The following is a 26,996-nucleotide window of genomic DNA, read 5'->3' as shown; positions in this document are numbered from 1 at the left end:
CGAACATAGGGGGTTCCTACGCCGGATCTCTACAATGGCCCATGTCGACTTTTTTACCGAAACCCTGTTTTCCGCCATGTCCTCGATGCAAAAAGAGAAGCCGAAACAACTCAATCCCCTGCTGCCTGGCTACGCCTTCGACGTCTTCCTGGTCTCGGGGATGACTCCCATCGAGCAGGGGAGCGCGCTGGATTTCACCATCGACAGGCCCCACGGCATGAAGGGGTTCATCGTCAATCTGACCATCAAGGGCAAGGGGCAGATCTTTCAGGGGGACAAGGCCTTCACCGTGGAACCCGGCGACCTGCTGCTCTTTCCACCAGCGGCGGTGCACCATTACGGCCGGGCGCCGGATGCCCGGGAGTGGTATCACCGCTGGGTCTATTTCCGGCCGCGGGCCTATTGGACTGACTGGCTCAAGTGGCCCCAGGTGACGGAGCAGGTGGGGCGACTGCAACTGGCGGACAACCAGCTGCTCACCGAATTCGACGCCCTCTTCCTCGACATCGAGGAGACCCACAAGCAGCTGCGGCCCATGTCGGAGCAACTGGCCATGAACCTCTTGGAGCGGTTGCTCATCCGCTGCTACGAGGCATCGTCCCAGAATGCCTATCCCGCCATCGATCACCGTGTCCACGAGGCGTGCCAGATCCTGAGCGAGTCCCTCTCGGCCGAGATCTCGGTGGAGGCGCTGGCGGAGCAGGTGTTCTTGTCCCCCTCGCGCCTCGCGCACCTGTTTCGCGAGCAGGTGGGGGTGAGCATAGTGCGCTGGCGTGAGGATCAGCGCATCATGCGGGCCAAGCTGCTGCTGCAGACCACGCCGCTGTCGGTCGCCACCATAGGCCAGCAGGTGGGCTATGACGATCAGCTCTACTTCTCGCGGGTGTTCCGAAAGCGGGTAGGGGTCAGCCCCACCGAGTACCGCAAGTGCGCCACCCCGCTGTGAGCAGAGCCCAGAGATGACAAAGCCCTCATGACGAGGGCTTTTGTTATCCATGAGGGGCGGATGCGCAATCAGCCCTGACGAGCCTTGAACCTGGGATTGCTCTTGCAGATGACGAACAACTTGCCGCGCCGACGCACGATCTGGCAGTCCGGGTGACGCGACTTGGCGGATTTCAGGGAGGCGAGGACTTTCATTGTTTCTCATTTCCTTTGCTGAAGAACTGACCGAATCGCTGGCCGAAGCGAGCGACCTGACCTTCCTTGCCGACCTGCTTCTGTTTGCCGGTATAGAAGGGGTGGGACGCGCTGGAGACATCCAGCGTCACATAGGGGTAGGTGTTGCCATCTTCCCACTCTCTGGTGCGATCGGTGGCCAGCGTGGAGCCGATCAGAAAGTAGGTATTGCTGGCGAGATCGTGGAACAGAACCTTACGGTATTCAGGGTGAATATGGGGGCGCATGATTGCCTCTTTTGTTATGTTATAACATGAGGTGGATGATGCGATGGATGAGAATCAATATCAACTGTTTTTTCCATGATGACAGCGATGGGGGAAAATCGGGGTCGTTCGGCTGCACATCGTCAGCGAGCAGGCATGGACGGTGAGGGCCTATGTGCAGCCACCATCTTTACTTTTCAAGATTACTGTATAAAAATACAGTTAATTATCATGGAGACGTACCCTATGCGCCTGGAAATCATCATCGACAGAAAACACCAGATCCCCACCTCGACCATGGAGGCCTTGCGCCAGGAGCTGCTCAAGCAACTGGGTGAGCGCTTTCCCGATCTGCATGTGCGGGTGGCACCGGGTAGTGCCATGGCTCTGACGGTCAGTCGCGCCAGCAAGGAAGACAAGGAGCTGGCCGAAGCCATGGTGCAGGAGGTGTGGGAAAACGCTGATAGCTGGATGCCGGAAGAAGAGGCTCTGGAGGCCTGAAGATAAGCTCTCAGCGGCAAACATCGTCGTGATCCGCCAGGGCGCGAGGAGGAACCTCCAGCCGGATGATGATCCCTGTACCGGCTTTGCCGAACCGCTCTTCAAAACACGCAGCCATGGGCTGCGTGTTGCGTTGATGGGGTAAGCGCATGACCATGAAGGCGAAAGGCGAAAGGCGAAAGGCGAAAGGCGAAAGGCGAAAGGCGAAAGGCGAAAGGCGAAAGGCGAAAGGCGAAAGGCGAAAGGCGCAAGAGTAATGTCTCTGGCTGCGCTCAGAGTCCCGCCCAGCGCTTGAGGCTGTCGACCTGCACCCGTTGGGTGGCCTGTGCGATGTCGCCATTGACGCGCAGTGCCTTGAGGGCCACGGGGAGCGCCGCGCGCACCTCGTCCGCCGTCATCCCCGGTTGCAATGCCGGGTGGTAGGCAAGCCTGAGCAACACGTAGTCGAGCCCGGTCAGAAAGCTGTCGATGCTGTTGTCATTGAAGATGGAGGGGAACACCTTGTCCGAGTCGTTGGGCAGTCCCATCACCTGGCTCAACTCTTCCACTACGCAATCCAGAAAACGGCCCTTTGCCCGGCTGTAATCCACCGGAATGATGATGGTGGCACGGGTGATCTCGTAGCGAGCGTTGGTGGCGAAATTGGCCAGGCAAATCCCCTCCTTGAGGGCGATGCGCACCGATTCGTCCTGGCGCATGGTGCGCGCAGCCCAGCTCGCCATCTGTTTGTGCCGGGTCATGATGAGGGTGAGATTGGGGTTATCGCTGACAATCTCGATGGGGTGACCGGTGATCCTGCTCAGGTGACGGGTCTGTACCTTGACGACCTCGGCCTGCAGCGGCTTGTCGCCGAATTCGTTGACGAGCTTGAGACGCACGGGGCCCGGCCAGCGGGAGAAGTGCTCCTGTTGTTCATGGCCATACTCCCGTTTCATGGCGATTTCCATGAAGCTCTGGACAAGGTAGTCATCACGCTGCCAGCGTTCGGTGGCCGACAGCGGCAGTGAGAAGAGCCAGAGCATCAGCCCCGGGAGCAACCAGTGCCCATGGCGAACGGACTGGAGAGGTGTGTGCCATGGGCGCATCTTGCCTCCTTGCAAGGGGATCAGCGGGTGGTACGCTCGATATCACGCCAGGTGAGCCAGAGCCTGAGATCGAACTCCAGTTGATGATAGTCCGGTTCCATGTGCTGGCAGAGCTGGTAGAAAGCCTTGTTGTGATCCTTCTCCTTCAGGTGGGCCAGCTCGTGCACCACTATCATCTTGAGAAAGGCGGGATGGGCCTCCTTGAACAGGGCGGCGATGCGGATCTCGTTCTTGGCCTTGAGCTTGCTGCCTTGCACCCGGCTGACATAGGTGTGCAGTCCCAGGGCATCCTTGATCACGTTGATCTTGCCGTCGAAGATCACCTTGGAAAGTGGCGCCGAGCTTTTCAGGTAGCGGTTCTTCAACTCCATGGTATAGGCGAGCAGCGCCTTGTCACTCTGGACGAGGTGGGTTTGCGGGTAGCGTTTGGCCAGCATCTCGCCGAGTTTGCCCGTCGCAATCAACTGCTGCACCTGAGCCTTGAGTGGCTCCGGATAGCCCCCCAGATAAGTCAGCTCCGCCATGATTCTTCCCTCTGCCGCAAAAAAGAGCGCCATTGTAGTCAGGATGGGGCGCCTTGAACATGGTCGGCCCCCTCTTTATGACGACAACGAAAAGGGGCCATCACCAGGATGGCCCCTTCTGTGTGCCTGATTAGCGGCGCCGGTACAGGCCCGGGTCCACCTCTTCATACTGACCTGCCAGATACTGGTAGAAGGCAAGGTGGGAGGGGGAGGTCGGAGTCTTGAGCTCCTGTGCCACCCGTTCCGGTTTGGCGATGATGAATTTGGGTTGTTGGCGCTGGATGTCAGCCAGCACCCGCTCGCGCACATCGTAGGGCGGGTTGACGTTGGCAAAAAACAGATAGGCGGAGGCCGGCTGGCGATCGGTCCAGAGGTAGTATTGCGGCTGGATGCCATCGACCCAGATCTTGTCGGTAGGCGCCGTCTCGGCGAGGATACGGTCAACCCTGACCTGGGCGGGGGGATTGAACGGCCTGCCCTTGAGATTGCCTTCCCAGGCGTTGTTGACCAGCAGCGCCAGCATGGCCAGCGAGGCGAGCCAGGGGGTGGCGCTTCGCACGTCCCAGGCGCGCCAGAGCGGGACCAGAATGAGCACGGGCAAGGCCCACAGCAGGCTGTTGCCGAGCACCTCGCGCACCCGCTCCAGAGACCACTCCTTGGTGCTCCACCCGTAACCAAGCTGCTGGGCCAGCAGCCAGCTGGCGGTCAGCACCACCAGGGAGATGCAGAGCAGCCCCAGTGCATCGGATCGCTGCTCGCTTCTGTCCAGCAGGCAGGCGAGCGGCAGCAGGCCAAGTTGCAGATAGAGCACGTCATAGTGATCGAACACATGGCCGGAGACCGAGTTGGCGATCAGGGTGAACAGCACCCCCAGGAGGGTGGCGCACAGCGCGGGGAGATACCACTCCTGGCGGCGCCCGAGCATCAGGACGAGGAAGGCGGGCAGCAGCATGATGAGGCCGGTGCGCAGCAGACCGACGGCGCCGACCTCAGGAGAGAAACCGTTGCCGTAGCTCCCTTCAAAGAAGATGCCGAAGGCGTAGTATTTGAACTCGGCCAGCACGTCGTGGTGCTGGAAGTAGGCATAGAGCGGACCGCCGACGAGAGCCAGTCCAAGCAGGCTGGAAAAGAGCAGGGCAAAGGCGCAGCGCCACTGCTCGCGCAGGCACCAGTGACAGAAGAGCACCAGATACCAGGCCCCCCAGAAGGCGCCGTTGTTGGTGCGCATCCAGGCCACGATGGCGAAGGTGAGTGCGGCGACCAGGGCCGGTCCCCAGCTGAATCGCTTGTCCAGCAGCATGGTGATGAAAGCCCACTGGGCGATGAGGGCCAGATGGAATGTCCAGTCCTCTGTCATGTTGCCGTAGTAGTAGCGAGTGCTGTAGAGCGCCAGCAGGGCCAGCATGCTGCCAAGTCGCGCCCGCACCGAGAGCCCGAGCTGCGCAAAAGCCTGCCAGCTCGCCATGAGGCCCAGCCAGCAGAGCACCCACTCCAGCAGCCAGATCCCGAAGAAGCCACCAAGGCCATAGCCCAGTGCATCGAGGGCGAAGATCATGGGACCCTTGATGTCGATCATGTCCCGATAGAGTACGCCCCCCTCGCTCCACATCTTGCCCATCACCGCAAACAGGGAGGCATCAAATCCCGGGGCCATGCCGTGGAACAGCGGATTGCGCAGACAGAACAGCAGAGCCATCAGGGCGGTGAGCAAGATGACCGACGGCCTGATCCCGGGATTGTGGCGGTGCGGGGTAAAGCGGATGGCATGATTCATGGGTGACCTGTTCCTGCGGGAAAGACTGAAAAAGCGGGCTTATCTTGCCGAGCCGGGCTGCACGATGCAATGGAAGAAGTGTAGGCACCTGAAATAATTCGTAAAAGTATCGTTTTCACGCCTCTGGCTGCACTGGCAGGCCCCATCACAAGACAGGGCTGGCGCAGTCGGGCGTCACAGCCTGAGGTTGCATGGTAGGGGGCCTGCGCCTGGGAGCGGATCAGGATTTCCCTATGCGGGGGAAAGGCGGCACCGACCCGGGATGGGCCGGTGCCAGATTCACTGGCCGTGATACTCCACCAAGGCCGGCAGGGGGCTGAGTTCCGGCAGGTGGCGTGCCCAGCGCAGGAAGGCATCCGCCAGGGTAATGCCGAGCTCCTGATTGTGCTGGGTCAGGGTGCGGGCAAGGGCCGTGTAGCCCTCCTTGCCGGAGGCGGTATAGGCACTGGAGACCCCGCGATAGATGGCATCCGGCTCGACGTGCTGCCACTGACCCGGGCTGGCTTCCCATTCCAGGCGAGTGATCCTCTCCCCTTTGGGTCTGTCGGCCTGATAGCAGAAGCGCACCCCGGCGGTATAGGGGAAGCTGCCGCTGCCATTGCCCGTCACCCCGTTGTTGGTGGCGTTGTCGATGGCCCCCTCCAGCGCTTCGGCCAGTTCATGGCCGTGCACCCGGTAGAGGGTGAGGGGAATGGCAAAGGGCAGCAGGCGTCCGGCAACGTCTGCTTCGGTCAGGGGGCCGGGCTCGAGGGAGCAGCGTACGCCCCCGGCATTGTGCAGGGCAAAGTCCACCTGACCCACCTGTTCGCGGGCACTGGCCAGCATGGCACTCGCTACCAGGGGGGCGACCTGGCTGCCGGCGGGCAGGCTGTCATCGGGCAGGCGCTGATGATGGAGCGGATCAGCGAGCCGGGTCACCACGCGCCGGGTCATGGTTTCGAGCTCGGGGCGATAGCGTCTGGCCAGATGCTGCTCGAGCTCGGGGGCCGGTTCGCAGAAGTGCAGCCCCGCAGGAGGCTGGGAAGCAAAGGGCCAGGGATCCCAGGGTAACCACTCCAGCTGGCCGCGGCTTTGGCACACGCGTCCCTGCTCGTCGAAGGTGAGTTCGCACACCCCGAGACAGAGGGCGCTGTGGGCGGCGTGCAGGATGGCCACCCCGTTCACCATGAGGGGATAGCTGCCTTCGCTGTCGAGCCCGAGCGGCGCCAGATCCCCCAGCAGGCTGTGGGTGTGTCCGCCGACGATGAGGCTGAGCTCGGGGAAGCGGGTCGCCAGTCGCTTGTCCTGCGCCAGACCCAGGTGGCTGAGCAGGATAATGTGCTGGATGCCGGCGGCCTTGATCTCGCCGAGGGCACGGCTTAAGGTCTCTTCGATACCGTGGAAACGGGTGTGGGGATCGGGGCTCGCGATGGCGGCCATCTGCGGCAGCGTGATGCCGAGCAGGGCGAAGGGCACGTCGTCGATGACGCGCTTGTGCCAGGGGCGGCTTGCGTCAAACAGCTGCGGCAGTCCCTGCAGCCGCAGCGGGGCATCGGCGGGCTCCTGACGGTTGTCGATGTTGGCGGCGAGCACCGGGAAATCGAGCTGGCGCAAAAACTCCACCAGCGGCCCGTTGCCCAGATCGAATTCGTGGTTGCCGATCACCATGGCATCCGGTCGCAAGAGGGCCAGCAGGTCCGCATTGGCCCGCCCTTTGAAGCGGTTGAAGTAAAGTGACCCCTGGAAGGTATCGCCGCCATGCAGCAGCAGGCAGGTCTGGCCGGCTGCCTCGGCCTGTTGGCGCAGGGCGGTGAGCCGGGTCAGGATGCGGCCATAGCCGCCGCACTGGGTGCGCCATTCGGACTCGCCATCGGGGGAGAAGCGCATGGGGGCGCCATCGAAATGGGAGTGGCAGTCGCTGAAGTGGGCAAGTTGAACCGTCATACTCAAGGCTCGGTCCTCCTTAGGAAAAAAGAGCACCGAGTCTACTGCATGGGGTGGGGGGGATACCAGCCCGGCGGCAGCCGGGCCGGTAAAGAGTCAGGCGGGAACCATGATCTGGGTGGCGAGGATCACTACCAGCAGGCCGACGGCCACCGGCAGCGAGGTACGTTTGACCACCTCGAACGGAGAGAGATTGCCCATCCCCGCACAGGCGACCACCACCCCGGAGACCGGCGAGATGGTGCGGCCGAGGTTGGATGCCTGCAGCATGGGGATCACCAGATAGGCCGGGTTGACGCCGAGGCTGGTGGCCAAATGGGGGATGAGCTCAACGAAGGCGTAGAAGGGGGCGTTGCCGGAACCCGTGGTGAAGGCCGCCAGGGTGGTGATGACCACCAGCACCAGCATGATGACGATGCCGCCGGTACCGAAGCTCTGGGCCAGATCAAGGAGGTTGGCGATGAAACCAAGCCCCATCAGACCCTGGGCAAAGACCCCGGCACCCACCAGCAGCATCACCACGCCGGCGAAGGCGTCGGCCATGTTGCGCCAGCACACCTGCAGTCCGTCCAGCAGCTCGCGGCCGTTGCGCTTGCGCACCAGCTCCAGCAGGGCGGCCAGCACCAGGCAGATGACGATGATGGTGACGATGTCGAGCTTGGGCCCCAGTTTGCCGTCAAACAGCAGCACACCGATGATGGGGGTGAAGGGCAGGATGGCGTAGAAACCGGGGGCGTCGGTGACGAGATCGCTCGGGGCGACCGCGGCGTTGTGCTCCCCGGCCTTCTGATCCAGATAACGCTGCCAGAAGAAGTGGGTCACCGCCATGGCGGCGATGGCCACCAGGGAAATAGGCAGGGTCAGCTTGAAGGCAAACTCGATGAGCTCCATGTTCGCGGCCTGGGCGGCCATCACCACGTCCCCCGAGGTGGGGGAGAGGATGATGGCGGCCGGCGAGGCGCACACCGCCGCCGCCGCGCCACGTGAGATCCCCATGTTGACCATCAGCGGGAAGAGGGTGGCCATCAGCAGAACCCCGAGGCCGGTTGCGGAGCTCACCGCCAGCGACATGGCGCAGGCGACCAGATAGGCGGCCACCAGCAGGATGTAGGGGGACTTGATGACACCGAGGGGCTTGCTCGCGAGCTTCACCAGTATGGTGTTGGCACCGATGTGGCTCATGTAGCCAGCAAAGCCGCACAGCACCATGATGAGCATGCCGAGGCCACCCCCCCTGTCGACCAGCAGGAAGCGCACGTATTCGAAGATGTCGGTGGCCATGTGGCCGGTGGAGGGGACGCTCGCCGGCAGCACCGCCTTGCCCATCAGGGCGGTGATCGCCAGCAGCAGCAGGCCGCCGCTGAGCAGTACCCCGGTGGCGGAGTAGCCCTTGAAGATGTAGCGACCCACGGCCAGGGTGACCAGGGTGCCGATCAGGAGTTCTATCATAAAACCTTCCCAAGAGTTGAAGTGAGGGGGTGGCCTGCCAGGGCTCACCAGAGGGTTGCGCTGGACTATCCGGTATCGGCCAACAAAAACACTGCGGATATTACCCACTAAGGAGTATTTCACCATCCATTCGATGGCAGCTTGTGATCTCGACTGCAAATCCCCGCCTGAGCCGGGGTGATGACTCGCACGTTTGCAGCAACCGGGTGCCAAGAGCGGATGACAGGGGGCTGGATCAGGGGTAATCTCCCAATCGGGTTATTAATTCATTGATTATTAATTGAAATTAAGCCGGGACTCACAAGGAGCAAAGCCGCGGACAGATGGGACTCTTCAGCAAGACAGGGGTGACGGTGGCCCTCATTTATGCCGCCTCAATCGGTGCTGTACCTTCCCACTATGCCGGTGTGAAGGTCGCCCCCGATATCAAGGTCGACTTCCAGTTCTATCGGGTCTCCGGGGCCGATGTGGGGGCCGTGATGCGCCAGATCACCGCCTTGTCGCCCACCCAGGCGGACGGGCACATCGGCAAGGCCAGTTATCAGCTCTCCTGGCAGTTGCAGACGAAGGCGACGGCGGCGCGCTGCGAGCTGGAGCAGGCCAGCGTCCGTGCCCGCATCCAGGTCAGGGTGCCCAACTGGATGGACAAGGCCCGTGCGCCCGCGAAGGAGCGCCAGAAGTGGGACAAGCTGGTGGCCGCCATGTTTGACTACGAGAGCCGTCACAAGGACATCCTGCTGGAGAGCGTGAGCCAGCTTGGCACGCGCCTCGCCCAGTTGCCGGTGACCCGGGATTGCCCAACCCTGGAGCATCAGGGCTGGCAGGCAGGGCAGGCGGTGCTGGAGGCCACCCGGGCGCGGTTCGACACCCTGGCCAGCCAGACCGATCAGGGGCGCAAGCTGGGGGTCGTCTGGCCCAGGGCTGGCTGATGACACGTGTACAGGCCCATGGACGCTCATGGAAAACATAAAAAACGGGCTGATTGAGCCCGTTTTTTATTGGTGCGCCCAATGGTGTGGAGGCGGGCAGCCCCGGCTCCTGGGGAGTTAGTCGCGCAGTGGCTTGCCCCTGCGCAGCCTTCGCACCCAGTAGCGGGCGGGATGGAGCGCCTCCAGCAGATCGGCGGCCAGCGGCAGGGGATCGCCGCAGATCTCGCTGGCGACCAGTTCGCCGCACAGGGGCGCCGAGCACAGACCCCGGGAGCCGAGCGCCCCCAGCACGTAGAGGCCGGCGTGCAGGGGTAGTGCGCTCTGCTGATCCGCGGGGGCGTGGACGTCATGATCCGCCAGCGCCGCCAACCGGGCGACGGGCCCGGCGACCGGCAGGTGATCCCGGCTGGCGCAGCGCACCCCGATGCGGGCCTGAGCGCCGCTCACATCCACCTCGGCGGGCCAGCGCTGCTGGGGCACACAGGCTTGCAGCCGCGCCCTGTTCTGGTCCTGCTCGTCGGCGCGGTAGGCAAGGTCGGTCTGGTTGCGGCCATAGCTGGCCCCGATACAGTGCGCACCGTTGTGGGCCGGGGTGAGGTAGCCATCGTAGCAGAGCACGGTCTTGAGCTGGCTCAAGCTCGCCGTGGTCGGCACATGGCTCACCTGGCCGCGCACCGGATAGAGGGGAAGCTCGGCAAAGGGGAGAAGGGTTGGCAACTGATGCCCGGCCGCCACCACCAGATTGGGGGCGTGCCACTGGCGGCCATCCCGGCTCTCCAGGTGCCAGCCACCGTCCTCTTCGGCAATGCGGGTTACAGCGGCATTGAACACCACTTCCAGCCGCCTGCTGGCCTGCGCCTCCCTGATGGCGGCGCGGGTGAGATCCGCCGGACAGAGCCAGCCCCCCAGGGGATAGCTCACACCATCCGCATCGCAGGGCAGGCCGACCACCTGCTCAACCTCCGCTGCCGAGAGTGGGTGCATCAGCTCGGGGGGGAAGAGGCCCTGGCTCATCTTGGCAAGCTTGGCGGCGGATTTGTCGTCGTAGCCGAGTTGGGTGACGCCACACAGCGAGAAGGCGACGGGGTGGTGCTTTGCCAGGGCCAGCAGCCGGTTTCTGGCAAAGCCAAAGGCCAGCGAATAGAAGCGCGACAGGGCATCGTGCTCGCCGTTGAGCAGGGGGTAGAGGGCTCCTTGTCGATTGCCGGAGGCGCCGCTGGCCGGTTCGCCATTTTCGCACAGCAAGGTGACGTGCCGACCCCGCTCCACCAGAGAGAGCGCCGTCATGGCGGAAGCGATGCCGCCACCGATGATGAGCACCTCTCCCTCCCGCCCTGCGGGGCGGGCATACCAGGGGGCGATGCTCTGCTGCGGCACTTTGCCTTCCCGAACACCCGCCAGCATCTCCCGCTTGCTGCCATGGCCCTTCACCTTCTTCATGGCAAAGCCGGCGGCAATCAGCCCCCGTCGCACGAAACCGGCGCAGGTAAAGGTCGAGAGGGTGGCATCGGGGCGGGCGAGGCGAGCGAGATTGTCGAAGAGCTCCTGGGTCCACATCTCTGGGTTCTTGGCAGGGGAGAAACCGTCCAGATACCAAGCGTCCACCAGACCGGTTGCCGGATGGGGCACGTGAGGCAGCATCTCCTTGATGTCGCCAAACCAGAGATCGAGGCGGATGCGGCCATCGGCAAAGAGCAGGCGATGGCAGCCGGAGACCGGCAACGGCCACTGGTCGATGAGAGGCTGGCTCAAGGGGGCGAGCTCGGGCCAGGCGGCCAGGGCCTTGCGCAGATCGGCCTGGGTAAGGGGGTATTTCTCGACGCTGATGAAGTGCAGCCGGGATCCGTTGCCGGACAGGGGGGCCTGTTCCAGAAAGGCGGCCATTGTGGCCAGAAAGTTAAGTCCTGTACCGAAACCTGTTTCACCAATCACGAAACTGTCACTATCGTGATGCGAAAATCGCTCTGGCAGTCGATTTTGCTGCAAAAAGACGTAGCGGGTTTCACTTAGACCGTTATCATTGGAAAAGTACACATCCCCGAACTCACTGGAGACTGGAGTTCCCGCTTCGTTCCAGTCCAATCGGGCATGATGTAAGGATGTTTGACTCACGTTTTCCTCGGCTCGCGTCACAAAATCGCGGGCATTCTACGTGAAAGCAGACCAGTTTGGCAGCCGAAAGCGGGTAGACTCGGTGCCAGTTTTTCCAGACGAGATGAATTAATGAGAAGAGCAGTGATCACCGGTATCGGCGTCATCTCCAGTATCGGCAACAACAAGGAAGAGGTGCTGGCCTCCCTGAAAGCAGGTAAATCCGGCATCACCTATTCCGAGCAGTTCGAGCAGTACAACCTGCGCAGCCGTGTCTGGGGTAACATCAAACTCGATCCGTCTGAACTGATCGACCGTAAAGTCATGCGTTTCATGGGTGACGCCGCGGCCTACGCCTACCTCTCCATGCAGCAGGCCATCGAAGATGCCGGCCTGCCGGAAGAGATGGTCTCCAACGAGCGTACCGGCATCGTGACCGGTTCCGGCGGCGCCTCCGGCAAGAACACCTCCGAGTCTGCCGATATCGCCCGTGAAAAGGGCGTCAAGCGGGTGGGTCCCTACATGGTGCCGCGTACCATGTCCTCCACCACCTCCGCCTGTCTTGCTACCCCATTCAAGATCAAGGGTGTCAACTACACCATCAGCTCCGCCTGTGCGACCTCTGCCCACTGCATCGGTCATGCCTTGGAACTGATCCAGCTTGGCAAGCAGGACATCATCTTTGCCGGTGGCGGCGAGGAGCTGGACTGGTCTTCCACCATCCAGTTCGACGCCATGGGCGCGCTCTCCACCAAGTACAACGACAACCCGGAAAAAGCGTCCCGCACCTATGATGCGGACCGCGACGGCTTCGTCATCTCCGGTGGCGGCGGCATCCTGGTGGTCGAGGAGCTGGAACACGCCCTGGCCCGTGGTGCCCACATCTACGCCGAAATCACCGGTTACGGTGCGACCTCCGACGGCTACGACATGGTGGCCCCGAGCGGTGAAGGCGCCGTGCGTTGCATGAAGATGGCGATGCAGGGGGTCGGCAAGGTGGATTACATCAACACCCACGGTACCTCCACTCCGGTCGGTGACACCAAGGAGCTGGAAGCCATTCAGACCCTGTTTGGCAGCAATGCACCCAAGCTCTCCGCCACCAAGGCGATGACCGGCCATGCTCTGGGCGCCGCCGGCGTGCACGAGGCCGTCTACTCCCTGCTGATGATGGAACACGGCTTCATCGCCCCCAGCATCAACATCGAGAATCTGGACGAGAAAGCCGTGGGCCTGCCCATCGTGCGTGAATACGAAGCGGCCGACCTCAATACCGTCATGTCCAACAGCTTCGGCTTTGGCGGTACCAACGCCTCTCTGGTGTTCAGCAAGTTCAAGGCTTGATGCTCACCGGATTGACGACATAGAAAAAGGCGCCGAAAGGCGCCTTTTTTATTGAACTCTTTTTATTGAACTCTGCTGATGGTTCTCGGTTCTGGACCGTTGTCTGCCAGGGGCAACCGCATATAGACCGCCCCGTCACCATACTCCACCAGCGATTTGCCGGTGTCGGCGGGCACAAACCCCTGCTTGCGCCAGAAGGCGGGGGCATCCTGAACCGCCACCAGGCCTGCATGGCGATATCCAGCATGGCTCGCGAAAGCGAGCGCCCTTGCCAGCAGCCGCTGTCCGACACCCAGGCCGCGTGCCTTGCTCGAGACAGCGAGATCGTGCAGATAGAACTCGTCGTGACCGGCCAGCGCCTTCATCGGCACCGAGAGGGGCGGGGGCTGGTGGGCACGCCAGGGGTGGCAGAGCAGGTAACCCAGCACTTTGCCCTGACGCTCGGCCACCCAGCAGGAGGCGGGGGCCAGCTCGGTTTTGTTTTGCATCACTTCGAGGGGCTCGGGTTGGAACTGGTGATAACACTCGTGCTGGATGGCCATGATGGCGGGCCAGTCTGGCGTGCGGATGGTGCGGATCGTGATCATGATGCGGGTCGGGTCCGTACTCAAACCGTGGCAAAAAGGGGTGACAGCATACCCCAGAGAACACACAAACGAAACCGGGTCACCTGTCAGCGACTCGTCAGCGAACCGGCTCCTTGCTCACGACCTTGATCAGCTGGTAGCGCAAGGAAGGGGCATCGGCCGGCACATCGGTAAGTTGCTCCTTGGTCACTTCCAGCTGGTAGCGGTAGCCCGGCTCGAAGGTGAAGCCCTCGATCTGCTGATAGAAGAGGCTCCAGTTCTCGCCCGGCTGACTGCGTACCTGCATGCACTTCATGGGGGCGACACCGACGCAGTCTGCCAACTTGTCCTGGATATAGAGGGTTTCGGTAGTCGGGGCGCTCTGGCAGGCGCTGAGCAGGAGGGCGGAGCTGAGGAGCAGGGGAGATTTCATGATGAGTGTCCTTGGCGTAAAAGGGCGCGATTAAACCTGCAAAAGAAAAGGCGGTCAATGACCGCCTTTGTAACAAACCATGACAGATCGGGCTCAGCGCTGATCGAGGGGCACGAACTCGCGCAGGGGCTGACCGGTGTAGAGCTGACGGGGACGGCCGATCTTCTGATCCGGGTCCGAGTGCATCTCGTTCCAGTGGGCAATCCAGCCGATGGTACGGGAAATGGCGAAGATCACGGTGAACATGGACATGGGGATGCCGATGGCCTTCATGATGATGCCGGAGTAGAAGTCCACGTTCGGGTAGAGCTTCTTCTCGATGAAGTAGGGGTCGGACAGCGCGATGCGCTCCAGCTCCATGGCCACGTCCAGCAGCGGATCTTTGATCTGCAGCTCGGTAAGCACCTCGTGGCAGGTTTCGCGCATCACGGTGGCACGGGGATCGTGGTTCTTGTAGACCCGGTGGCCGAAGCCCATCAGACGGAACGGATCGTTCTTGTCCTTGGCGCGGCCGATGTACTCGGGAATGCGATCCACGGAGCCAATCTCTTCGAGCATCTTGAGGCAGGCTTCGTTGGCACCGCCGTGGGCCGGGCCCCACAGTGAGGCGATCCCCGCGGCGATACAGGCAAACGGGTTGGCACCGGAAGAACCGGCCAGACGCACGGTGGAGGTGGAGGCGTTTTGCTCATGATCCGCATGCAGGGTGAAGATGCGGTCCATGGCGCGCTCGACGATGGGGTTGACCTTGTACTCTTCGGTCGGCACGCCAAACATCATGTGCAGGAAGTTGCCTGCATAGGAGAGGGCGTTGCGCGGTTGCATGAAGGGCTGGCCGATGGAGTACTTGTAACACATGGCGGCCAGGGTCGGCATCTTGGAGAGCAGACGGAAGGCACAGATCTCGCGATGCTCCTCGTTGTTGATGTCGAGGGCGTCGTGATAGAAGGCGGACAGCGCGCTGACCACGCCGCACATGACGGCCATGGGGTGGGCGTCGCGGCGGAAGCCGCGGAAGAAGAAGGCGATCTGCTCGTGCACCATGGTGTGGCGGGTGACCAGACGTTCAAATTCCGCATATTGGGTCTTGGTGGGGGCCTCGCCGTACAGCAGGATGTAGCAGACTTCGAGGTAGCTGGCCTGGGTGGCCAACTGGGCGATGGGGTAACCGCGGTGCAGCAAGACACCCTGGTCGCCATCGATGTAGGTGATGGAAGATTTGCAAGAACCGGTGGCCATGAAGCCGGGGTCGAAGGTGAAATATCCTTGCGTGCCCAGCTTTCTGACATCGATCACATCGGGTCCAACGGTACCGGAGAGGATCGGCAGTTCAACCGGCTCTTTTCCGGGCAGATGTAGGGTGGCTATCTTATCAGCCATAGCACGTCTCCTTTGCTCTTTTATAATTTGGTTCCAGCCCTACTTTATTACGACTGTTATGACGCTGGCAAAGGTTCTTACCCGTACCACGGCGGCTGGAGCGCCTTATTTGAACCAGAGAACCATGTCTTTGTCAATTTTGCTGGATGTTCATTAATGACTTGTTAAAGCTGTTGTGAGATCTGGTTTACGGTTTTGGATTTTCTGTGTAGCTATTTGATTGTCATTGGTTAAGGCCGCCGATATACTGCGCCACGTGGGTGATGGTCGTCGGTGTTTGAAACGCTTTCGCAAAGCCAGATGTGATATCGAAAATGTTATTTTTGGCTTTCCTGAGTTGTTTTGGTAACAAAAACCTAACAAATGCCACTCCTCGCCCTCAAAGCGTGTGAAAACAATAACTAACGTGCTCAATGGAGCTGAGTGGGCAAAGCCGTGAAAAACAAACAGAGACCTGTAAACCTCGACCTACAGACGATCAGCTTTCCTGTCACCGCCATCGCTTCCATCTTGCATCGTGTCTCAGGGGTCATCACCTTTGTGGCATTGGCCATCTTGCTGTGGATGCTTGGTACTTCACTCGCCTCTCCCGAAGGATTTGAATCGGTCGTTGCCATCATGGACAACTTCCTGGTCAAGTTCGTGCTGTGGGGGATCCTGACCGCGCTGGCTTACCACATCGTGGGCGGTCTGCGGCACCTGGTCATGGACATGGGCTATTGGGAAGAGCTGGAATCCGGTAATCAGAGTGCCCGTGTGGCCTTCGTGATCACCGCGGTTTTGGCGGTATTGGCGGGGGTACTGTTATGGTAACCAATTCTGCAACTTTCGGGCGCAGCGGTGTTCATGATTACATCCTGATCCGCGCCACCGCCCTCATCATGACATGCTACGTCCTCTATCTGGTTGGCTTTGTCGCGTTCAACGACATCACCTACGAGGTGTGGACCGGCTTCTTCTCCAACACCTTCACCAAGGTCTTCACCCTGCTGACGCTCGTATGCGTCTTGATCCACGCCTGGATCGGTCTGTGGCAGGTGCTGACCGACTATATCAAGCCGGTCGGACTGCGCGGTGCGCTGCAGTTTGTGCTGGTGGTGGTGCTGTTTGTCTATGTGATGACTGGTTTCGTCGTGCTGTGGGGTGTGTAAGGTGACTATTCCAACTCGTGAATTTGATGCGGTCGTGATCGGTGCCGGTGGTGCCGGCATGCGCGCCGCGCTGCAGATTGCCCAGTCCGGCAAGAGCTGCGCCCTGTTATCCAAGGTTTTCCCGACCCGTTCCCACACGGTCTCCGCCCAGGGCGGGATCACGGTCGCCCTGGGCAATGCCCACGACGACAACTGGCAGTGGCACATGTATGACACCGTCAAGGGCTCCGATTATATCGGTGATCAGGAAGCCATCGAATACATGTGCAAGACCGGCCCCGAGGCCATCTATGAGCTGGAGAACATGGGCTTGCCTTTCTCCCGCTTTGACAACGGTACCGTCTACCAGCGTCCGTTCGGCGGTCAGTCCAAGAACTTCGGCGGCGAGCAGGCTGCCCGCACTGCGGCGGCAGCCGACCGTACCGGTCACGCCCTGCTGCACACCCTGTATCAACAAAACGTCAAGAACAAGACCACCGTCTTCTCCGAGTGGTATGCCCTGGATCTGGTGAAGAACCAGGATGGCCATATCGTCGGCTGTACCGCCATCGACATGGAGAGCGGCGAAGTCGTCTACTTCAAGGCCAAGGCCACCGTGCTCGCCACCGGCGGCGCTGGTCGCATCTATCAGTCCACCACCAACGCCCACATCAACACCGGTGACGGCGTCGGCATGGCGCTGCGCGCCGGGGTCGGCGTGCAGGACATGGAGTTCTGGCAGTTCCACCCCACCGGTATTGCCGGGGCAGGGGTACTGGTGACCGAGGGTTGCCGTGGTGAAGGCGGCTACCTGCTGAACAAGGACGGCGAGCGCTTCATGGAGCGTTATGCGCCAAACGCCAAGGATCTGGCCGGTCGCGACGTGGTGGCCCGTTCCATCATGATCGAGATCCGCGAAGGCCGTGGCTGTGACGGTCCCTGGGGCCCGCACATCAAGCTCAAGCTGGATCATCTGGGCAAAGAGGTGTTGGAATCCCGCCTGCCGGGCATCTGCGAGCTCTCTCGCACCTTCGCCCACGTGGATCCGGTCAAAGAGCCCATCCCCATCATCCCGACCTGCCACTACATGATGGGCGGCGTGCCGACCAGCGTGAACGGCCAGTGCCTGACCCAGGACAAGGATGGCAATGACGTGCCGGTGGTCGGTCTGTTCGCGGTGGGCGAGATCGCCTGCGTCTCCGTGCACGGTGCCAACCGTCTGGGCGGCAACTCCCTGCTGGATCTGGTGGTGTTCGGTCGTGCTGCCGGCATGCACCTGGTGGAGACCCTTGGCTCGATGGAGCACGGCGTGGAAGCCACCGACGCCGACATCGCCAAGGCACTGGAGCGCTTCAACCGCTGGGAAAACAACCGTGACGGGGAAGACCCGGCCCAGATCCGCAAGGACCTGCAGCGCTGCATGCAGAACAACTTCTCCGTGTTCCGGGAAGGGGATGCCATGGCAGAAGGGCTGGCCGAGCTGAAACTCATCCGCGAGCGTCTCAAGAACGCCCGTCTGGACGACACCTCCAAGGAGTTCAATACCCAGCGCATCGAGTGCCTGGAGCTGGACAACCTGATGGAGACCGCCTATGCCACCGCGGTGGCGGCGAACTTCCGTACCGAGAGTCGTGGCGCCCACAGCCGCTTCGACTTCCCGGAGCGTGACGATGAGAGCTGGCTGTGCCACAGCCTCTATCATCCGGACACCGAGTCCATGACCCGTCGCGCTGTCAACATGTCACCCAAGACCCGTGAGGCGTTCCCGCCCAAGGTCCGGACTTACTGATTGCGGAGCCAAGCACAATGAACGTCACATTCTCTGTCTACAGATACAATCCGGACGTTGATAACGTCCCGTATATGAAGGATTATCGTCTTGATATTCCTGAAGGTTCCGACATGATGGTGCTCGACGCACTGATCCAGCTCAAGGAGCTGGATCCCACGCTCGCCTTCCGCCGCTCCTGCCGCGAAGGGGTATGTGGATCTGACGGTCTCAACATGAATGGCAAGAACGGTCTGGCCTGCATCACGCCGCTCTCCGATCTCTTGAAGAAGGGCAGCAAGGTCGTCATTCGGCCCTTGCCCGGTCTGCCGGTGATCCGGGATCTGGTGATCGACATGACCCAGTTCTACACCCAGTGGGAGAAGGTCAAACCCTTCCTCATCAACGACGAAAAACTGCCGCCCGTGCGTGAGCACCTGCAATCCCCCGAAGAGCGCGCCAAGCTGGATGGCCTGTACGAGTGCATACTCTGTGCCTGCTGCTCCACCTCTTGCCCCTCCTTCTGGTGGAACCCGGACAAGTTCATCGGTCCGGCCGGCCTGCTCGCCGCCTATCGCTGGCTGGCGGACAGCCGCGATACTGCGGCCAGTGAGCGACTGGGCAACCTGGATGACGCCTTCAGCGTGTTCCGCTGCCACGGCATCATGAACTGCGTGAACGTCTGTCCCAAGGGCTTGAACCCGACCAAGGCCATCGGTCAGATCAAGTCGATGTTGCTCAACCGAGCCGTGTAGTATCGGGGCCAGGGCGCCTTGCGCCGGGCCCGACCTCTGGATAGCCATCCCGCCCCGGGATGGCTATGACCCTACAAGCTGCAGTGCAGCGAACAAGATGTACAAGGGATAGAAATGCATAACGGCGTGATGAAGGCCTGGTTGGAGTCATCTCACCTGGCTGGTGCGAATGCAAGCTACATTGAGGATTTGTACGAATCCTTCCTGGAAAACCCCGACTCCGTTGCCGACGAATGGCGCAGCCTGTTCCAGTCGCTGCCCCAGGTCAACGGACATGCAGTAGAACAACCCCACTCCCAGGTTCGCGACTATTTCCGCCGCCTGGCCAAGGACTCCTCCCGTTACAGCGCTCCCGTCTCCGATCCCCAGGTGGATGCCAAGCAGGTTCGCGTACTGCAACTGATCAACGCCTTCCGCTTCCGCGGTCACCAGAACGCCAACCTGGACCCCCTGGGTCTGTGGCAGCGCGAGCCGGTCGCCGAGCTGGACCCGGCCTTCCACAACCTGCAAGGTGCAGACATGGAGGCCACCTTCAATGTGGGCTCCTACGCCATCGGTCGCGAGACCATGGTCCTCTCCGATCTGTATGCCTCGCTGAAGAAAACCTATTGCGGCAGCATCGGCGCCGACTACATGCACCTCACCTCCACCGAGGAGAAGCGCTGGCTGCAAGACAGGCTGGAATCCATCGAAGGGACGGGCAACTATACCCTCGAAGAGAAGACCCGCTTCCTCGAGAGCCTGACCGCCGCCGAAGGGCTGGAAAAATACCTGGGTGCCAAGTTCCCGGGGGCCAAGCGTTTCTCCCTGGAAGGGGGCGATGCCATGGTGCCCATGCTCAAAGAGCTTATTCGCCGCGCCGGTGAGCAGGGTTGCAAGGAAGCCGTCATCGGCATGGCCCACCGTGGTCGCCTCAACGTGCTCATCAACGTGCTGGGCAAGCGCGCCCAGGACCTGTTCGACGAGTTTGCCGGCAAGCACGGCGAATCCTGGGGCACAGGGGATGTGAAGTACCACATGGGCTTCTCCTCCGACTTCGCCACCCCGGGTGGCAACGTCCACCTGGCGCTCGCCTTCAACCCGTCGCACCTCGAGATCGTCAACCCCGTGGTCATCGGCTCCGTGCGTGCCCGTATGGACCGCCGTGGTGACAAGGACGGCTCCAGCGTCCTGCCCATCACCATCCACGGTGACTCCGCCATCGCGGGGCAGGGGGTCGTTGCCGAGACCTTCAACATGTCCCAGACCCGTGCCTATGGCGTGGGCGGCACGGTGCGCATCGTCATCAACAACCAGGTGGGCTTCACCACCTCCTATATCCGTGACCTGCGCTCCACCGAATATTGCACCGACATCGCCAAGGCGGTGCAGGCCCCTGTGCTGCACGTCAACGGGGATGACCCGGAAGCCGTGGTGCTGGTGACCCAGATTGCCCTGGATTACCGCAACACCTTCAAGCGCGATGTGGTGATCGAGCTGGTCTGCTACCGTCGTCACGGCCACAACGAGGCTGACGAGCCGAGCGCGACCCAGCCCCTGATGTACCAGAAGATCAAGCAGCACCCGACCCCGCGCAAGATCTACGCCGATCAGCTGATCGCCGAAGGAGCCATCGCGCCTGAGCTGGCCACCACGCTAGTCAACGACTATCGCGATACCCTGGATCGGGGCGAGCGGGTGAGCAAGGAGTGGCGCCCCATGGAGCTGCACTCCGTGGACTGGACGCCGTATCTGGGTCACGACTGGGCCATGGCCTATGACAGCACTGTGCCCATGGATCATCTGAAGGCCCTGGGTGAGCGCATCAGCCAATACCCGGCGACCCATGTGCTGCAACGTCAGGTCGAGAAGATCTACGAAGACCGTCGCCTGATGGCCGCCGGTGAGAAGCTGGTGGACTGGGGCTTTGCCGAGACTCTGGCCTACGCCACCCTGGTGGACAAGGGATCCCGCATTCGCTTTACCGGGGAAGACTCCGGCCGCGGTACCTTCTTCCATCGCCACGCCGTGCTGCACAGCCAGACCGATGCCAGCACCTACACCCCGCTGTGCAACCTGCACGACGAGCAGGGCCCGTTCGAGGTGTACGACTCCGTGCTGACCGAGAACGCGGTACTGGCGTTTGAATATGGCTACGCCAGCGCGGAGCCGGCCGGTCTCACCATCTGGGAAGCCCAGTTCGGTGACTTCGCCAACTGCGCCCAGGTGGTGGTGGACCAGTTCCTCTCCTCCGGCGAGCAGAAGTGGGGCCGGATGTGCGGCCTGACCATGCTGCTGCCCCACGGTTACGAGGGCCAGGGCCCGGAGCACTCCTCTGCCCGTCTGGAGCGTTACCTGCAGATGTGCGCCCAGCACAACATGCAGGTGTGCGTGCCCTCCACCCCGGCGCAGGTGTTCCACATGCTGCGTCGCCAGGTGGTGCGCCCCATGCGCCGTCCGCTCATCGTGATGACGCCCAAATCCCTGCTGCGCCACCCGCTGGCGGTGAGCAAGCTCGAAGAGCTGGCAGAGGGCACCTTCCAGAACGCCATCGGCGAAATCGATGCGCTGGATCCCAAAGGCGTCAAGCGCGTGGTCTTCTGCTCCGGCAAGGTTTACTACGACCTGCTCGATGCCCGTCGCAAGGCCGAGCAGCAGGACGTGGCCCTGGTACGGATCGAGCAGCTCTACCCCTTCCCGGAAGAGGAAGTGCGCGCCATCCTGGCCGATTACAGCCATGTCACCGACTTCGTCTGGTGTCAGGAAGAGCCGCAGAACCAGGGCGCCTGGTACAGCACCCGTCATCACTACGACAGCGTGCTGCCAAGCCATGCCCGTCTGCGTTATGCCGGTCGCCCGGCCTCGGCCTCACCGGCTGTCGGTTACATGTCCGTCCACGCCAAGCAGCAAAAAGCCCTGGTGGAAGACGCCCTTACCCTGGAATAACGAGTTGTGGATGAGAGGGCCCGTGTCGGGACCCTCTCTGACCTGGAACAAGCCTGCTGGCCAAGAAGTAACAAGGAACTGATTACATGACTATCGAGATCAAGGTACCGGACCTGCCGGAATCAGTGGCGGATGCCACCATCGCGACCTGGCACAAGAAACCGGGTGATCTGGTTGCCCGTGACGAAGTGCTGGTTGACATCGAAACCGATAAAGTCGTGCTGGAAGTGCCCGCGCCGGAAGCCGGCGTACTGGGCGACATCCTGCAGAGCGAAGGGGCCACCGTGCTCTCCCGCCAGCTGATCGCCATGCTCAAGCCGGCCCCCGTTGCTGGTGAAGCGACCAGCGAAAAGCCGATGGAAGCCGTGGCCGATGACGCTGCCGATGGCCTGAGCCCTTCCGTGCGCCGCATGGTGGCCGAACACGACATCGACGTCGCCAAGCTGACCGGCACCGGCAAGGGTGGTCGTGTCACCAAGGAAGACGTGGAAGCCTTTATCAAGAATCTGGGCAAGGCTTCTGTGGCTGCACCGACTGCTGCCGCTCCCGTGGCTGCCGCACCGGTCGCGCCGCTGGCCGGTCGCACCGAGAAGCGTGTGCCCATGACCCGTCTGCGCAAGCGCATCGCCGAGCGTCTGCTGGAGGCCAAGAACACCACCGCCATGCTGACTACTTTCAACGAGATCAACATGGCGCCCATCATGAAGCTGCGCAAGCAGTACGGCGAGATCTTCGAGAAGAAGCACGGCATCAAGCTCGGCTTCATGTCCTTCTATGTGAAGGCCGTGGTCGAATCCCTCAAGCGCTACCCGGAAGTGAACGCGGCGCTGGACGGTGACGACATCGTCTACCACAACTACTTCGATGTCAGCATCGCCGTCTCCACCCCCCGTGGTCTGGTGACCCCGGTGCTGCGTGACTGCGACAACATGAGCCTGGCGGACATCGAGAAGGCCATCAAGGATCTGGCGGGCAAGGGCCGTGACGGCAAGCTGATCGTGGATGAACTGACCGGCGGCAACTTCACCATCACCAACGGTGGCGTGTTCGGCTCCCTGATGTCCACCCCCATCATCAACCCGCCCCAGAGCGCCATTCTGGGCATGCACAAGATCCAGGACCGCCCCATGGCCGTCGACGGCAAGGTCGAGATCCTGCCGATGATGTACCTGGCGCTCTCCTACGATCACCGCATCATTGACGGCCGCGAGTCCGTGGGCTTCCTGGTCTCCATCAAGGAGCTTCTGGAAGACCCGACCCGTCTGCTGCTGGACGTCTGAGCAAGCGTGACTGAAAGATAACGAGGGGCCGCCCAGGCCCCCATTCACAGGGGATTGAGAAACACGAGCCCCGGACGGAAATACCTACAACACGGATAGAGCATCTATGAATCTGCATGAATATCAGGCAAAACAGCTGTTTGCCGAGTATGGCCTGCCGGTCTCCGAAGGTTATGCCTGTGCCACCCCGCAGGAAGCGGCCGAAGCGGCCGACAAGATTGGCGGCAACACCTGGGTCGTCAAGTGCCAGGTCCACGCCGGTGGCCGCGGCAAGGCGGGCGGCGTCAAGCTGGCCAAGAGCAAGGACGAGATCCGCGCCTTCGCCCAGAACTGGCTCGGCAAGAACCTGGTGACCTATCAGACTGACGCCAACGGTCAGCCGGTTACCAAGATCCTGGTGGAGTCCTGCACCGACATCGCCAAGGAACTGTACCTGGGCGCCGTGGTCGACCGTGGCTCTCGCCGCGTGGTCTTCATGGCTTCCACCGAAGGTGGTGTGGAGATTGAGAAAGTCGCCCACGAAACCCCGGAACTCATTCACAAGGCTGCCATCGATCCCCTGGTAGGCCCGCAGCCTTATCAGGCCCGCGAGCTGGCCTTCAAGCTGGGTCTGGTCGGCGATCAGATCAAGCAGTTCACCAAGATCTTCATGGGCCTGGGCCAGATGTTCCTGGACTGCGACTTCGCCCTGCTGGAGATCAACCCCCTGGTCATCACCGACAAGGGCAACCTGCACTGCCTGGACGGCAAGATCAACATCGACGCCAACGCCCTGTACCGTCAGCCCAAACTGCGCGAGATGCACGATCCGTCCCAAGATGACCCCCGCGAAGCGCACGCCGCCCAGTGGGAGCTGAACTATGTGGCCCTCGATGGCAACATCGGCTGCATGGTCAACGGCGCGGGCCTGGCCATGGGTACCATGGACATCGTCAACCTGCACGGCGGTTCCCCGGCCAACTTCCTGGACGTCGGCGGCGGCGCCACCAAGGAGCGCGTGACCGAGGCCTTCAAGATCATCCTCTCCGACAGCAAGGTACAAGCCGTGCTGGTCAACATCTTCGGTGGCATCGTGCGCTGCGACATGATCGCGGAAGGCATCATCGGCGCCGTCAAGGAAGTGGGTGTGAAAGTGCCCGTGGTGGTGCGTCTGGAAGGCAACAACGCCGAACTGGGTGCCCGTAAACTGGCCGACAGCGGCCTCAATATCATCGCCGCAACGAGTCTGACTGACGCAGCTCAGCAAGTGGTAAAAGCAGCGGAGGCCAAATAATGAGCGTTCTGATCAACAAAGACACCAAGGTGATCTGCCAGGGCTTTACCGGCGGTCAGGGTACCTTCCACTCCGAACAGGCCATTGCCTACGGTACCCAGATGGTTGGTGGCGTGTCCCCGGGCAAGGGTGGCACCACCCACCTGGGCCTGCCGGTGTTCAACACCGTCCGTGACGCCGTGGAAGCCACCGGCGCCACCGCCTCCGTCATCTATGTACCGGCCCCGTTCTGCAAGGACGCCATCCTGGAAGCCATTGATGCCGGTATCAAGCTCATCGTCACCATCACCGAAGGCATCCCGACCCTGGACATGCTGGACGTCAAGGTGAAGCTGCAGGAAACCGGCGTGCGCATGATCGGCCCCAACTGCCCGGGTGTCATCACCCCGGGTGAGTGCAAGATCGGCATCATGCCGGGCCACATCCACAAGCCGGGCAAGGTGGGCATCGTCTCCCGCTCCGGCACCCTGACCTATGAAGCGGTCAAGCAGACCACAGACGAGGGCTTCGGCCAGTCCACCTGCGTCGGAATCGGTGGCGACCCCATCCCGGGTTCCAACTTCATCGACATTCTGGAGATGTTCCAGAACGACCCGCAGACCGAAGCCATCGTGATGATCGGCGAGATCGGCGGCAACGCCGAGGAAGACGCGGCGGCCTACATCAAGGCTCACGTAACCAAGCCGGTGGTCTCCTACATCGCGGGTGTGACTGCCCCGGCTGGCAAGCGCATGGGTCATGCGGGCGCCATCATCGCCGGTGGTAAAGGCACCGCGGCCGAGAAATTTGCCGCCCTGGAAGATGCCGGCGTGAAAACCGTGCGGTCCCTGGCCGATATCGGCAAGGCCCTGCGTGAAGTAACCGGCTGGTAAGTTCTTTCGGTCCGTTATCTCTGATAAAAATGCCGCCCGATGGGCGGCTTTTTTATGGCAACAGATTACTGAGCGCCATCTAGTAAAAGCAATTGCCTATGGTTTGATTCAAGTCAACTATCAATGCAAGATGCATGAACTAGATTAAAGTGAAATCTATCGAAAAACAGGAAGGTGCTACGTGCCATATGATTTAACTAAGAGATTAGTTGTTGGCCTTTCTTCTAGGGAAGGTGCGAATAAGCGGGGAAATTCTTCTCGGCTGACTCAGTCATTTCATTTCTTCATGTTTGAGCCGATTTTTTCTCCCGTAAATGCCTTGAATCAGCCTATTTAGACCGTTTCTTCGCCATTTAAGGCGTTATCCCCAGTTTTTAGTGAGATCTCTCCCACTGACGTATCATTTGGTCCGCCCGAAACAGGTTGGCCAGCGTGAATAACATCGCCAGTTGGTTATCGTTTTTCAGCAACCCCTTGGGAAGGTGCGAATAAGTACCCTATGCGCCAAAACTAAAAAGTTTAGCCATTTAATATCAATAATTTAGAATGGTGTGTTTTTGTGCCAAGTGACTTGTTAGCACCTTCCCTAGCTGATTTTCACTCTCATGAATCTGAACTTGTTGATGTGCCACATAACCCAGGTCCACTTAAAAATTTTCTACAGCGTATATCGGATATACAAAAAATTGAATCTGACAAGAAAAAAGAAGACTCAAGTTACTTGCCCATGCTTAAGGTATCAATCGTGACAGCTAGAAATGCACCCTCGCATAAGCGTGTTATCAATACAATGCGTTCTTGGGGGATTTCTGTAAATGAGGCATTCTTTATGGGAGGGGTTGAAAAGTCAAAAGTGTTAAATATATTAAGGCCGCACATATTTTTCGATGATCAAAAATTACATCTACAGTCATCATCTATTTTACCATCTGTACATATCCCGTTTGGTGTCGCCAATAAGGACTTGGTGATTTAATAGAGTTTCTTATGTTGGACTTCTGAGTATCTCCCATAACTTACAGATGTGGCAGGTTAATGCTGAGCCAGCAAGGCTCACATTAACCTCAGTCGCAAACCTTGAAAAATCGGGCCATAGCGCGTATAACCACGCGCTTGTCAGTGTATTGAGTGAGCCACCTTTTATGCAGCAGAGTGAACCCGTGCAGAACGCCCCCTTTTGGCAGGTAAAAAGCCTGCAACAGATGACCATGACGGAGTGGGAGTCCCTGTGCGACGGCTGCGGCAAGTGCTGCCTGAACAAGCTGATCGACGAGGACACCGAGGAGCTGGTGTTCACCAACGTGGCCTGCAACCTGCTCAATACCAAGACCTGCCAGTGCTCCGACTACGGCAACCGCTTTAAGAAAGAGCCGGACTGCCTGCAGATCACTCACGACAAGATTGCCGAATATGACTGGCTGCCCTCGACCTGTGCCTACCGCCTGCTGGCGGAGGGGCAGGGCCTGCCAGAGTGGCATCCGCTGATCACCGGTAGCCGCAGCGCCATGCACCAGGCCGGTCAGTCGGTGCGCGGCAAGGTGGTGCACGAGGTGGATGCCGGCGACTGGATCGATCACATCATTACCTGGGCCAGCTAACGCCAGGCCTG

The 26,996-nt window shown here is 60.8% G+C and carries 25 protein-coding genes and 1 pseudogene; 14 read left to right on the top strand and 12 right to left on the bottom strand.

Translation table 11 applies throughout. The features are described 5' to 3' along the window. Positions 1–34: 34 nt before the first annotated feature. Entirely contained in the window at positions 35–946 is a 912-nt protein-coding gene (gene araC, locus PG883_RS01305) for an arabinose operon transcriptional regulator AraC (protein WP_010674478.1), read from the top strand. Between the two features lie 68 nt (positions 947–1,014). On the opposite strand, the gene ykgO is transcribed toward araC, so the two are convergent. Together ykgO and PG883_RS01295 are read right to left on the bottom strand one after the other, a co-directional pair. Then, positions 1,015–1,140, bottom strand: coding sequence for a type B 50S ribosomal protein L36 (gene ykgO / locus PG883_RS01300; RefSeq protein WP_010674479.1), 126 nt, complete (start codon positions 1,138–1,140; stop codon positions 1,015–1,017). Beyond that, on the bottom strand, positions 1,137–1,406 hold the full coding sequence (locus PG883_RS01295) for a type B 50S ribosomal protein L31 (protein WP_210600551.1): 270 nt from the start codon (positions 1,404–1,406) through the stop codon (positions 1,137–1,139). The genes ykgO and PG883_RS01295 overlap by 4 nt, the downstream gene beginning before the upstream one ends. A 225-nt stretch (positions 1,407–1,631) precedes the next feature. Here PG883_RS01295 and PG883_RS01290 point away from each other — a divergent pair, with 225 nt between their 5' ends. Next, on the top strand, positions 1,632–1,886 hold the full coding sequence (locus tag PG883_RS01290; RefSeq protein WP_010674481.1) for a DinI family protein: 255 nt from the start codon (positions 1,632–1,634) through the stop codon (positions 1,884–1,886). A gap of 272 nt (positions 1,887–2,158) precedes the next feature. On the opposite strand, the gene PG883_RS01285 is transcribed toward PG883_RS01290, so the two are convergent. From PG883_RS01285 to dcuC, 5 genes are all read right to left on the bottom strand, one after another. Further along, positions 2,159–2,971 carry a DUF2927 domain-containing protein gene (locus PG883_RS01285; RefSeq protein WP_050498226.1) on the bottom strand — a complete coding sequence of 271 codons (813 nt, stop codon included), beginning with the start codon at positions 2,969–2,971 and terminating at the stop codon, positions 2,159–2,161. Between the two features lie 20 nt (positions 2,972–2,991). Next, positions 2,992–3,495 (bottom strand): M48 family metallopeptidase, encoded by a 504-nt coding sequence (locus PG883_RS01280; RefSeq protein WP_041211354.1) that lies wholly within the window; start codon positions 3,493–3,495, stop codon positions 2,992–2,994. A gap of 130 nt (positions 3,496–3,625) precedes the next feature. After that, positions 3,626–5,269, bottom strand: coding sequence for a hypothetical protein (locus PG883_RS01275; RefSeq protein WP_041211355.1), 1,644 nt, complete (start codon positions 5,267–5,269; stop codon positions 3,626–3,628). A gap of 279 nt (positions 5,270–5,548) precedes the next feature. Further along, a complete protein-coding gene (locus PG883_RS01270) occupies positions 5,549–7,198 on the bottom strand; it encodes a bifunctional metallophosphatase/5'-nucleotidase (RefSeq protein ID WP_198497929.1) in 1,650 nt (549 codons plus the stop codon). Positions 7,199–7,288: 90 nt separating this feature from the next. Beyond that, positions 7,289–8,641 (bottom strand): anaerobic C4-dicarboxylate transporter DcuC, encoded by a 1,353-nt coding sequence (gene dcuC / locus PG883_RS01265; RefSeq protein ID WP_010674486.1) that lies wholly within the window; start codon positions 8,639–8,641, stop codon positions 7,289–7,291. Positions 8,642–8,964: 323 nt separating this feature from the next. On the opposite strand from dcuC, the gene PG883_RS01260 reads away from it, so the two are divergent. Continuing rightward, positions 8,965–9,570: a DUF922 domain-containing protein gene (locus PG883_RS01260; protein ID WP_010674487.1), complete on the top strand. Its 606-nt coding sequence runs from the start codon at positions 8,965–8,967 to the stop codon at positions 9,568–9,570. 117 nt (positions 9,571–9,687) lie between these two features. Here the strand turns inward: PG883_RS01260 and mnmC are convergent, their stop codons facing one another. Next, positions 9,688–11,703: a bifunctional tRNA (5-methylaminomethyl-2-thiouridine)(34)-methyltransferase MnmD/FAD-dependent 5-carboxymethylaminomethyl-2-thiouridine(34) oxidoreductase MnmC gene (gene mnmC / locus PG883_RS01255; protein WP_270806867.1), complete on the bottom strand. Its 2,016-nt coding sequence runs from the start codon at positions 11,701–11,703 to the stop codon at positions 9,688–9,690. Positions 11,704–11,793: 90 nt separating this feature from the next. Here mnmC and fabB point away from each other — a divergent pair, with 90 nt between their 5' ends. Continuing rightward, entirely contained in the window at positions 11,794–13,005 is a 1,212-nt protein-coding gene (gene fabB / locus PG883_RS01250) for a beta-ketoacyl-ACP synthase I (protein WP_029314417.1), read from the top strand. Positions 13,006–13,067: 62 nt separating this feature from the next. On the opposite strand, the gene PG883_RS01245 is transcribed toward fabB, so the two are convergent. The 3 genes from PG883_RS01245 to PG883_RS01235 form a co-directional block, all read right to left on the bottom strand. Continuing rightward, positions 13,068–13,592, bottom strand: coding sequence for a GNAT family N-acetyltransferase (locus PG883_RS01245; RefSeq protein WP_201997502.1), 525 nt, complete (start codon positions 13,590–13,592; stop codon positions 13,068–13,070). Between the two features lie 97 nt (positions 13,593–13,689). Beyond that, positions 13,690–14,004 carry a DUF4377 domain-containing protein gene (locus tag PG883_RS01240; RefSeq protein WP_201997503.1) on the bottom strand — a complete coding sequence of 105 codons (315 nt, stop codon included), beginning with the start codon at positions 14,002–14,004 and terminating at the stop codon, positions 13,690–13,692. A gap of 93 nt (positions 14,005–14,097) precedes the next feature. Then, entirely contained in the window at positions 14,098–15,384 is a 1,287-nt protein-coding gene (locus PG883_RS01235) for a citrate synthase (RefSeq protein ID WP_010674492.1), read from the bottom strand. Positions 15,385–15,807: 423 nt separating this feature from the next. On the opposite strand from PG883_RS01235, the gene sdhC reads away from it, so the two are divergent. From sdhC to sucD, 8 genes are all read left to right on the top strand, one after another. Next, entirely contained in the window at positions 15,808–16,197 is a 390-nt protein-coding gene (gene sdhC / locus PG883_RS01230) for a succinate dehydrogenase cytochrome b556 subunit (RefSeq protein WP_210600548.1), read from the top strand. Continuing rightward, entirely contained in the window at positions 16,191–16,535 is a 345-nt protein-coding gene (gene sdhD, locus PG883_RS01225; RefSeq protein ID WP_010674495.1) for a succinate dehydrogenase, hydrophobic membrane anchor protein, read from the top strand. The genes sdhC and sdhD overlap by 7 nt, the downstream gene beginning before the upstream one ends. 1 nt (position 16,536) lies before the next feature. Next, a complete protein-coding gene (gene sdhA / locus PG883_RS01220; protein ID WP_029314421.1) occupies positions 16,537–18,303 on the top strand; it encodes a succinate dehydrogenase flavoprotein subunit in 1,767 nt (588 codons plus the stop codon). A 17-nt stretch (positions 18,304–18,320) separates the two neighbouring features. Then, positions 18,321–19,037 (top strand): succinate dehydrogenase iron-sulfur subunit, encoded by a 717-nt coding sequence (locus PG883_RS01215; RefSeq protein WP_010674497.1) that lies wholly within the window; start codon positions 18,321–18,323, stop codon positions 19,035–19,037. A gap of 114 nt (positions 19,038–19,151) precedes the next feature. Then, entirely contained in the window at positions 19,152–21,962 is a 2,811-nt protein-coding gene (gene sucA / locus PG883_RS01210; protein ID WP_069785453.1) for a 2-oxoglutarate dehydrogenase E1 component, read from the top strand. Positions 21,963–22,048: 86 nt separating this feature from the next. Continuing rightward, complete coding sequence (odhB, locus tag PG883_RS01205; protein ID WP_270806866.1) at positions 22,049–23,242, top strand: 2-oxoglutarate dehydrogenase complex dihydrolipoyllysine-residue succinyltransferase; 1,194 nt, start codon at positions 22,049–22,051, stop codon at positions 23,240–23,242. A gap of 106 nt (positions 23,243–23,348) precedes the next feature. Continuing rightward, complete coding sequence (gene sucC / locus PG883_RS01200) at positions 23,349–24,515, top strand: ADP-forming succinate--CoA ligase subunit beta (RefSeq protein WP_005300220.1); 1,167 nt, start codon at positions 23,349–23,351, stop codon at positions 24,513–24,515. After that, entirely contained in the window at positions 24,515–25,387 is an 873-nt protein-coding gene (sucD, locus tag PG883_RS01195; protein WP_005300222.1) for a succinate--CoA ligase subunit alpha, read from the top strand. Before sucC ends, sucD begins: the two co-directional genes overlap by 1 nt. Positions 25,388–25,761: 374 nt before the next feature. Here sucD and PG883_RS01190 read toward each other — a convergent pair. Continuing rightward, a pseudogene (locus PG883_RS01190) lies at positions 25,762–25,863 on the bottom strand (IS5/IS1182 family transposase); the annotation flags it as partial. 83 nt (positions 25,864–25,946) lie between these two features. Between PG883_RS01190 and PG883_RS01185 the strand changes: the two are divergent. Both PG883_RS01185 and PG883_RS01180 read left to right on the top strand, forming a co-directional pair. After that, positions 25,947–26,363, top strand: coding sequence for a 5'-nucleotidase (locus PG883_RS01185; protein ID WP_270806865.1), 417 nt, complete (start codon positions 25,947–25,949; stop codon positions 26,361–26,363). Between the two features lie 166 nt (positions 26,364–26,529). Beyond that, on the top strand, positions 26,530–26,985 hold the full coding sequence (locus tag PG883_RS01180; RefSeq protein WP_043118980.1) for a YcgN family cysteine cluster protein: 456 nt from the start codon (positions 26,530–26,532) through the stop codon (positions 26,983–26,985). Positions 26,986–26,996 lie beyond the last annotated feature (11 nt).

Origin of the sequence: Aeromonas sp. QDB25, assembly GCF_027707725.1 — a bacterium.
Classification (GTDB): domain Bacteria; phylum Pseudomonadota; class Gammaproteobacteria; order Enterobacterales; family Aeromonadaceae; genus Aeromonas; species Aeromonas caviae.
This window is presented reverse-complemented; position numbering and strand designations above follow the sequence as displayed.